At 73.4% G+C, this 8,593-nt stretch carries 8 protein-coding genes and 1 pseudogene; 7 read left to right on the top strand and 2 right to left on the bottom strand.

Annotated features, from left to right (window positions below; all coding sequences use genetic code 11):
* The first annotated feature begins 173 nt into the window (after positions 1 to 173).
* A complete protein-coding gene (locus ACGFIZ_RS26475) occupies positions 174 to 668 on the top strand; it encodes a type II toxin-antitoxin system PemK/MazF family toxin (protein WP_393423505.1) in 495 nt (164 codons plus the stop codon).
* 51 nt (positions 669 to 719) lie between these two features.
* Here ACGFIZ_RS26475 and ACGFIZ_RS26470 read toward each other — a convergent pair whose 3' ends face one another.
* On the bottom strand, positions 720 to 1,385 hold the full coding sequence (locus ACGFIZ_RS26470; protein ID WP_393423503.1) for a GGDEF domain-containing protein: 666 nt from the start codon (positions 1,383 to 1,385) through the stop codon (positions 720 to 722).
* Positions 1,386 to 1,638: 253 nt separating this feature from the next.
* Here ACGFIZ_RS26470 and ACGFIZ_RS26465 point away from each other — a divergent pair, with 253 nt between their 5' ends.
* The 4 genes from ACGFIZ_RS26465 to ACGFIZ_RS26450 all read left to right on the top strand — a co-directional run bounded on the left by ACGFIZ_RS26465 (position 1,639) and on the right by ACGFIZ_RS26450 (position 5,510).
* Entirely contained in the window at positions 1,639 to 1,878 is a 240-nt protein-coding gene (locus ACGFIZ_RS26465; protein WP_393423501.1) for a DUF397 domain-containing protein, read from the top strand.
* A 201-nt stretch (positions 1,879 to 2,079) separates the two neighbouring features.
* The gene (locus ACGFIZ_RS26460) at positions 2,080 to 2,913 is read left to right on the top strand and encodes a helix-turn-helix domain-containing protein (protein WP_393423499.1); all 834 of its coding nucleotides are present in this window, start codon (positions 2,080 to 2,082) and stop codon (positions 2,911 to 2,913) included.
* Between the two features lie 218 nt (positions 2,914 to 3,131).
* Positions 3,132 to 4,613, top strand: coding sequence for a protein kinase (locus ACGFIZ_RS26455; RefSeq protein WP_393423497.1), 1,482 nt, complete (start codon positions 3,132 to 3,134; stop codon positions 4,611 to 4,613).
* A 123-nt stretch (positions 4,614 to 4,736) separates the two neighbouring features.
* On the top strand, positions 4,737 to 5,510 hold the full coding sequence (locus ACGFIZ_RS26450) for a DedA family protein (RefSeq protein ID WP_393423495.1): 774 nt from the start codon (positions 4,737 to 4,739) through the stop codon (positions 5,508 to 5,510).
* 351 nt (positions 5,511 to 5,861) lie between these two features.
* On the opposite strand, the gene tnpB is transcribed toward ACGFIZ_RS26450, so the two are convergent.
* Positions 5,862 to 6,812 carry an IS607 family element RNA-guided endonuclease TnpB gene (gene tnpB, locus ACGFIZ_RS26445; RefSeq protein WP_393423512.1) on the bottom strand — a complete coding sequence of 317 codons (951 nt, stop codon included), beginning with the start codon at positions 6,810 to 6,812 and terminating at the stop codon, positions 5,862 to 5,864.
* Positions 6,813 to 6,844: 32 nt separating this feature from the next.
* Here tnpB and ACGFIZ_RS26440 point away from each other — a divergent pair.
* Together ACGFIZ_RS26440 and ACGFIZ_RS26435 are read left to right on the top strand one after the other, a co-directional pair.
* Positions 6,845 to 7,288: pseudogene (locus ACGFIZ_RS26440) on the top strand (hypothetical protein); the annotation flags it as partial.
* A 324-nt stretch (positions 7,289 to 7,612) separates the two neighbouring features.
* On the top strand, positions 7,613 to 8,584 hold the full coding sequence (locus tag ACGFIZ_RS26435; protein ID WP_393423493.1) for a pirin family protein: 972 nt from the start codon (positions 7,613 to 7,615) through the stop codon (positions 8,582 to 8,584).
* Positions 8,585 to 8,593 lie beyond the last annotated feature (9 nt).

The following is an 8,593-nucleotide window of genomic DNA, read 5'->3' as shown; positions in this document are numbered from 1 at the left end:
CCTTCCGGGACGGTGGATCAGGTGCGGTCCGAGCTGGGAATCCAGGGCCTGGCCCCGGAGGAAAATCCCCCGGATTTATCCGTGGGGATCGTTAACGACTCCACCGTGACCCCGACGAGCGCCCCGGCGACGCGTGTCGGCGGGAGTGGCGGCGACGGGTTAGGCTGCCGGCCGTGGCAGGTCTGTTGAGGAGTGTGGCGTCCCGACTCGGCCGGGTGACCGGTGGCGGGGCCGCGCGCACGCGTACGCCGGGGTCGATCCCGGCCCAGGTCGCGCGGCGCCGGCAGGTCTCCGCGTTGCAGCGACGGGAGCTGAGCTACGCCCCGGAGCCGGACGGCCAGGCCGACCCGGGTGAGATCGTCTGGACCTGGGTGCCCTACGAGGACGACCCGAGGCAGGGCAAGGACCGGCCGGTGCTGGTCGTCGGCCGGCAGAGCCGGACCCTGTTCGGGCTGATGCTGTCCAGTCAGAGCGAGCGGGACGGCCAGCGGCACTGGCTGTCCCTCGGCCCGGGCGCGTGGGACCGCGAGAGCCGGCCCAGCTGGGTCCGGCTCGACCGGGTGCTCACCATGCGTGAGGACAGCATCCGGCGCGAGGGCGCGGTGCTCGACCGGGCCCGCTTCGACCGGATCGGGCGGGCCCTGCGGGCCGGCTACGGCTGGCGCTGACCCTCTGTCGCGGCGCCCGGGCGGCAGCCGGCGCGTCGGGGCGCGGCGAGGTCACGCGCTGTCGACGAGCTGGACCGGGCCCGGGAGGTCCCCGACGAGTTGGCGGGCGGGCCGGGACGCGCCGAGGCTCTTCGCCTGGTACATGGCCGCGTCGGCGCGGTCGAGCGCCTCGGTGAGCTGGGTCGGGCAGGTGACCGGGGCGAGCCCGACCGAGGCGGTCACCCGCAGGCTGCGGGTGCCCAGCGGGATCGGCGCGGCGAGCGACTCGCAGAGCCGCCGGGTGGCGTGCTCGATCCACCACCGGTCGACGGTGGGACCGGCCAGCAGGCCCGCGAACTCGTCGCCGCCGAGCCGGGCCACCAGGTTGTCCCCGGCGAAGGCGGCCAGCCGCTCGGCCACGCAGATCAGCACCTTGTCCCCGGCGGCGTGACCGTACCGGTCGTTCACCTGCTTGAAGTCGTCCAGGTCGAGCACCACGGCGATCAGCGGTTGGCAGGCGGCGTTGGTCAGCAGTGCCGCGGCCAGCCGGAAGAACGCGCGCCGGTTGGGTAGCCCGGTCAGCGGATCGTGGCTTGCGGCGTGGCGCTCGGCGGCCAGTTCGGCCCGCAGGTGCGCGATCTCCGCCTCGGCGACCTGGGCTCGGCGGCGCAACTGCCACGCGGAGACGAGGGCGCCGGCGGCTGAGATCCCGGACGCGATGGTCAGCGGATCCGGCACGAGCCCTCCCCTCGCCGTGTCGGCCGGCGGGCGACGGCCAACGCCCGTTCGGTCTCACGTTTGCCTGGTACGAGCCCAGGTCGGGTAACCCAAAGTGAGCGGATGGGTACCGTCCCATCTGCGCTATCATGCTCGCTGCCCAGTGCAGATGCAATAGCAGATGCACGTGCAGATGCAACTGTTCGTCAGGCACCCCCTCGCCAGCACCGCTCCTCCCGCGGCATCGGCAGGCCCCCGAGGAGAAGGACGCCCCATGCAGCAGCCACCCAACGGCGTTCCCGCCGCCCAGCTTCCCGCGCTGACGTGGCAGAAGAGCCGGCGGAGCAATCCCAGCGGCAACTGCGTCGAGCTGGCCGAACTTCCCGACGGCGCCGGGATCGCCGTCCGCAACTCGCGCCACCCCGAGGGGCCGGCGCTGATCTACACGGTGGACGAGATCGCCGCCTTCGTCCTCGGCGCCCGCGACGGGGACTTCGATCACCTGATCAACTGACTTCGCGTCACCGGCCGACCGCGTCCCGTGATGTGGGAGGGCGAGTCCATACGCCACGGATTCGACTCACTATCGGTCCATGGCATGCTTACACGTCGGCCGGGGTGGGGCCCGGCCGGCGAGAGCTGCCAGGTGGAGGGTCGGGGCGTGACGATGGTTCCCACCGGAGGCGGTCCGGCCACCGGTCCGACCGTGTTGCGCATGCTGCTCGGGGCACAGCTGCGCCGGCTGCGCGAGGCCAGGGGGGTGACCCGGGAGGGCGCCGGCTGGGAGATCCGGGCCTCCGAGTCGAAGATCAGCCGGATGGAGCTGGGCCGGGTCGGCTTCAAGGAGCGCGACGTCGCCGACCTGCTGACCCTGTACGGGGTGGTGGACGCCGACGAGCGGGCGGCCATGCTCAAGCTCGCCCGGGACGCGAACAGCCCCGGCTGGTGGCACCGGTACGGCGACGTGCTGCCCTCCTGGTTCCAGTCCTACCTGGGCCTGGAGTCGGCCGCCGCCCTGATCCGCAGCTACGAGGTCCAGTTCGTGCCCGGCCTGCTCCAGACCCCCGGGTACGCCCGGGCGGTCGTCCTGCTCGGCCACCCCCGCGCCGGCGTCGAGGAGATCGACCGCCGGGTGGGCCTGCGCATGCGGCGCCAGGAACTGCTGAGCCGCCCGGAGCCGCCGCAGCTGTGGGCGGTGATCGACGAGGCGGCGCTGCGCCGGCCCATCGGCGGGCCCGCGGTGATGCGCGGCCAGCTCACCGCCCTGATCGAGGCGACCCGCTCGCCACACGTGCGGGTGCAGGTCATCCCGTTCGAGGCGGGCGGGCACGCGGCGGCGGGCGGCGCCTTCACCATCCTCCGCTTCGGCGACCAGGACCTCCCGGACATCGTCTACATCGAACAGCTCACCAGCGCCCTCTACCTCGACAAGCGGGAGGACCTGGACTACTACGCGGCGGCCATGGAACGGCTCTGCGTCGAGGCCGAGCCACCCGAACGGACGCCGGACCTGCTCACCCGGCTGCGCGACGAGCTGTACCCGGGCTGAGGTCGGCCGCCGGGCCGAGCCCGGCGGCGGCGGACGCCGGCGGGGCGGTCGCCCGCCGGCCCTGACGTGGCGCACTCGCCGGGCAGCGCACGACGGTCCGCCCGCCCGGGGCAGCTCACGGCAGTCCGCCCGCCGTGGCACGGACGGGACTCCCGGGGTCGGATCGGGCACCCGCGGTTGGTGCGCGGCGGCGCCCGGCAGGCAGACTGGACCCCATCATGTCGCCGTTCACTCCCACCCTCCGGCTGCACGACCGGTACGTCCTGCGCGAGCGCATCGGCCTCGGCGGGATGTCCGAGGTGTGGCGCGCCGACGACGAGGTGCTGCACCGGCCCGTCGCGGTCAAGGCCCTCGCCGCGCAGCTCGCCACCGACCCGCAGCTGCGGGCCGCCATCCAGCGTGAGGCCCGCGCCGCCGCCCGGCTCACCCATCCGCACGTCACCCAGGTGTACGACTACGGCGAGGCGACCCTGGCCGGCGGCAGGGTGGTGCCGTACCTGGTGATGGAACTGGTCGAGGGGCGCAACCTCGCCGACCGGCTCGCCGCCGGACCGCTGCCCTGGCCGGAGGCCGTCCGGACGGCCGGGCAGGTCGCCGCCGCGCTGGCCGCCGCCCACCGCATCGGCGTGGTGCACCGGGACATCAAGCCGGGCAACGTCATGCTCACCGAGACCGGCGCCAAGGTGCTCGACTTCGGCATCGCCGCCCTCGCCGGGCCGCACCACCCGCTCAGCGGGCAGACCGGCGAGCTGGTGATGGGCACGCCCGCGTACTTCGCGCCGGAACGGCTCACCCCCGGGCCGCCGAACCCGGCCAGCGACGTCTACGCCCTCGGCGCTCTGCTCTACCGGACCCTCACCGGCCGGGCCCCGCTGCCCGTGCAGAGCTGGGAGGACGCCCTCGCGGTGCACGCCCGTCCCGCCCCCGTTCCGCCCCCGCAGGCCCCCGGGCTGCCCCCGGAGGTCGCCGCGCTCACCCTGGCCTGCCTCTCCGCCGACCCGGCCGACCGGCCCACCGCCGCCCACCTGGCGGCCCGGCTCGGTGCGGCGCCGACGGCCGGCCCGCCGACGGCGATACTGCCCACCGTGCGCGGCGCCGCCGCGCACCCGCCCACCCTGATCGACCGCGCCGGCCCGCCCGCCCGACCGGTCCCGCCCCGCGCCGCGGCGGCCGCCGCGGTCCGTCCGGGTCCGCCGCCCGCCGCGCCGCGCCGAAGCAACCGCCTCGTCGGCGTCCTCGTCGCAGCGGGCGTGGCGCTGCTGCTCGGGCTGGTCGGGCTGCTCGCCCTCGACGGCGGCTCACCGACCCCGCCGGCCGCGGGGCCCGAGACCAGTACCCAGGAGGAGCAGCCGACCGAGGCGGCGACGCCGACCGAGGCGGCCACCCCGAGCACCGCCCCGCCGACCACCGCGCAGACGCGACCGGTCAGCCTCCGGGAACTGGCCGCCGCGATCGTCGCCGTGGTGGACGAGGCGGAGGCCCGGGGCGAGATCGACCCGAAGACGGCCGACGAACTGCGCGACAAGGTTCGGGACCTGGAACGCGGCAAGCCGAACGACCGGATCAAACGGATCCGGGACCTGCGCGAGCGCGTCGCCGAGGCGATCGACAGGGAACGGATCAGGGGAGAGGCGGCCCAGCAGCTCGGTGCCCTGCTCGTCCCGTACTCTCAGTCGGGCGGGGACGACGAGGACGACTGATTCCCGCTCGGGGATCGGCTGTCATGACGGCGGCTGCACCCTGTGAATCCTCCTTCGATGCCGTGGCGTTCGCTGCTTGCCGGAGGCGTGGCAGTTGGCGAAAACGGTCACTAACTTTGTCTGATGATCAGCACGCAGCCGCTCCTGCCCTTCCCCCGTACGGTCGCCTCCGCTTCCGAGCCCGGCTCCGACGGGCCGGTCGGATTCGTCACGGGCCTGGTCGAGCGGCTCGGCGGCCCCGGCGCCGGGCTGGCGGTCGCGCTGGAGAACCTGTTCCCGCCGATCCCCAGCGAGGTGATCCTGCCGCTGGCCGGGTTCGCGGCCAGCCAGGGGAAGATCAGCCTGGTCGGCGCGATCGGCTGGACGACGCTCGGGTCGGTGCTCGGCGCGCTCGCGCTGTACGCGATCGGCGCGATGCTGGGCCGGGACCGGATGCGGGCCATCGCCGCGCGGCTGCCGCTGATCAAGCTGGAGGACGTCGACCGGACGGAGGCGTGGTTCCTCCGGCACGGGGTGAAGGCCGTGTTCTTCGGCCGGATGATTCCGGTGTTCCGGAGTCTCATCTCCATCCCGGCCGGGGTGGAACGGATGCCGGTGCGGACCTTCCTGGTGTACACGACCCTGGGCAGCCTGATCTGGAACACCGTCTTCGTGATGGCAGGGTATCTGCTCGGGGAGAACTGGCACGTCGTCGAGAGCTACGTGGGCACGTTCCAGAACGTGGTGATCGCGGTGTGCGCGGTGGGGTTGGGCTGGTTCGTGGTGACCCGGGTGCGGCGGGCGCGGGCGGCCCGTCGGGCGCCTGTCGACGTGGCGGTCGACGTGGCGGTCGACGTGGTCGAGGAGAAGCCCGAGTACCGGGGGACCATCTACCGCGGCAGCTCCTGGCGGGGGTAGGTGCGGGTGGGGTGGGGCCCCGCCGTGACCGGCTCCGGGCGGTCAGGCTTGATCCCTGCGCCGGTCACGGCGGGCCCCACCCCGGTCCGAGGGCGGTCGCCGCGTCTTGATCAACTCGATGTCGGCGACATAAGGGTGTCCGAGCACTCCGGATGCCGCCATGTCGGCGACATCAAGTCGATCACCCGACCCGACTGCGGCGATTTGCCTTGCCTGTCCGGTTCGTAGGGGTCGTGGGGTGTGACCGGCGGCATCGTGGGGGCGGAATCGTGGCCGGGGCGGGGTCGTTACACCTGACGCACGACCGAGCAGCACGATGCCCCGGAGCCAGCACGGTGATACCGTTACCTATCAGTGCGCTCTGGTGAGCATGTGATTGGTAGTCCTGCCTTGCGGTGGGACGGTCTGACCCGCTGGTGCGGTGCCGGGTTGACGTTTCACGGCCACCTGCCCCGCGAGCGGGGTCTTACGGTCGGCTCCACGTCCGTTTAGCGACTCCCGGCCACTCCGGGCGTCGACAGCCTCACCCGCGAGCGCGGCGAGGTTGCGTGCGGCGTTCAGATCCCGGTCCAGAACCAGGCCGCAGGTGGCGCAGGTGTAGGTACGCTCGGCCAGGGCCAGCTTGGCTTTCACCGTGCCGCAACCCGAGCAGGTCTTCGAGGACGGATACCAGCGGTCGGCCACGATCAGCCGACCCCCGTTCCATCCGGTCTTGTAGGTGAGTTGTCGGCGTAGTTCGGCGAACCCGGCGTCGGCGATGTGCCGGGCCAGACGCCGGTTGGCCAGCATCCCGGACACATTCAGGTCCTCGACCACGATCGTGCCGTGCTCACGGGCCAGCCGGGTGGTGAGCTTGTGCAGCCCGTCGCGGCGGAGGTTCGCCACCCGGGCGTGCGCGCGAGCGAGTCGGGCCTGCGCTCGGTGCCACCGCTTCGACGGCCGTGCTCCGGTGCGCCGGTCCGGGCCTGCCGTGCGGGACAGGCCACGACCCAGCCTGCGCAGGACCCGCTGCGCACGGTGCAGGTGGCGCGGGTTCGGCACACACTCACCGGTGGACAACACCGCGAGATGCGTGATCCCGACGTCCACGCCAACCACTGACCCGGGCTGGGCGGGTCGCCGGTCGGTCCGGTCGATCTGCACGGTGAACGCCACGTGCCACCGTCCGCCGTCGCGCCGGACGGTCGCGGACATGATCCGGGCGGTGCCGGCCTCCACGCGGCGGGCGAGTTTACGAGCCGACTCGTGCAGCCTCAGACGACCGAGCCGCGGCAACACAACGTGTTTACGGTCCGGTGCGATGCGGATGGTGCCGGTGGTGAAAGCCCGGTGTGGACAGGGCGAAGCTGATTCCGCATGGGGTGCAGGGCGAGCAGTCGAAGATCGGCCTGAACGATGAGCAGGTCGCGAACGCGAAGGCGATCGTCGCCGCGACGAAGAAGGCCGGCCTGCCCGAGCGGACCGCCGTCGTTTCGATCGCCACCAGCCTGCAGGAGTCGAAGTTGGAGAACCTGGGGCATCTGGGTGACCGTAACGACCACGACTCGCTGGGCCTGTTCCAGCAGCGCCCGTCGTCGGGTTGGGGCAGCCCGGAGCAGATCACCGACCCGGAGTACTCGACGACGGCGTTCCTGAAGGGGTTGAAGCAGGTGGACGGGTGGCAGGACATGCCGCTGACCGACGGCGCGCAGACGGTGCAGGTGTCGGCGTACCCGGACGCGTACGCGCAGTGGGAGCAGCAGGCCGCCGACCTCGTCGCCCACTACTGGAACAGCTGACACAGACACAAGCAACGCCGCTGGCCGGCACCCCAGAGAACGGGGGTGCCGGCCAGCAGCGTCCCACGCGACCGCGTACCGGATGACGACCGCTACTCACGGGCGGACAGCGACCACCACGGGCTGGGGGCGACCGTGCCCGGCGTAGGGATCAAGCCTGACCGCCCGAAGCCGGGCACGGTCGCCCCCAGCCCCCACAGCGAGCAGCGAGCAGCGAGCAACGAGCAACGAGCAGCGAGCAACGAGCAGCGCACAGCGCACAGCGAACAGCCCGGCCAGCGGCATCCTCCGAGGCAGCGGTGCTGGTGCGCGTACAGTCGGGCGGTGGACCGTACCGAATCGTTGCCCGCGCAGACCCGCCCGCCGGGCGTGGCGCCCGTCGACCCGGGGAGCGTGCTGCTGCCCGGGCACGACGTGCCGCTCGGCCGCTACACGACGGTGCGCCGGCTGCTGCCGCAGCGCCAGCGCCGGATGGTCGGGGCGTGGTGCTTCGTGGACAACTTCGGCCCGGACGACGTCGCCGACCGGCCCGGGATGGAGGTGCCGCCGCACCCGCACACGGGCCTGCAGACCGTCACGTGGCTGCTGGACGGGGAGATCGTGCACCGGGACAGCCTCGGCAACGTCCAGCCGATCCGCCCCGGCCAGCTCAACGTGATGACCTCCGGCCACGGCATCGCCCACTCCGAGCGCTCGCCCGCCGCGCACCCGCCGGTGATGCACGGCGTACAGCTGTGGGTGGCCCTGCCGGACGCGGCGCGGGCCGGCGCGGCGGACTTCGCGCACCACGCCGACCTGCCCGTCTGGCGCGACGGCGACCTCGACGTGACGCTGCTGGCCGGCGAGATCGCGGGGGAGCGGTCCCCGGCCGTGGTGCACACCCCGCTGGTCGGCGCGCAGCTCGTCGCCCGTGGCGGCGCGCCGGCCCGGCTGCCGTTGCGCCGTGACTTCGAGTACGGCCTGCTGGCGATGTCCGGCTCCGCCCAGGTGGGCGACGTGCCGGTGGCGCCCGGTGCGCTGCTCTACCTCGCGGCCGGGCGGGAGAGCCTCACCCTGCACGCGGCCCCCGGCAGCCACCTGCTGCTGCTCGGCGGCGTGCCGTTCGAGGAGCCGCTGGTGATGTGGTGGAACTTCGTGGGCCGCTCGCACGAGGAGGTCGCCGCGGCCCGGGCGGACTGGATGGCCGGCCGCCGCTTCGGCGTGGTCGCCGACGATCCCGCCCCGCCGCTGCCGGCGCCCGAGCTGCCGACCACCCGGCTCAAGGCGCGTACCCGGCACGGCGACATCCTGAGCTGACCGCCGGGG

This window comes from Micromonospora sp. NPDC048830 (assembly GCF_043198215.1).
Taxonomy (GTDB): Bacteria; Actinomycetota; Actinomycetes; order Mycobacteriales; family Micromonosporaceae; genus Micromonospora.
The sequence above is the reverse complement of the archived record's forward strand: the minus strand, read 5'-3'. Positions and strand labels throughout refer to the sequence as shown.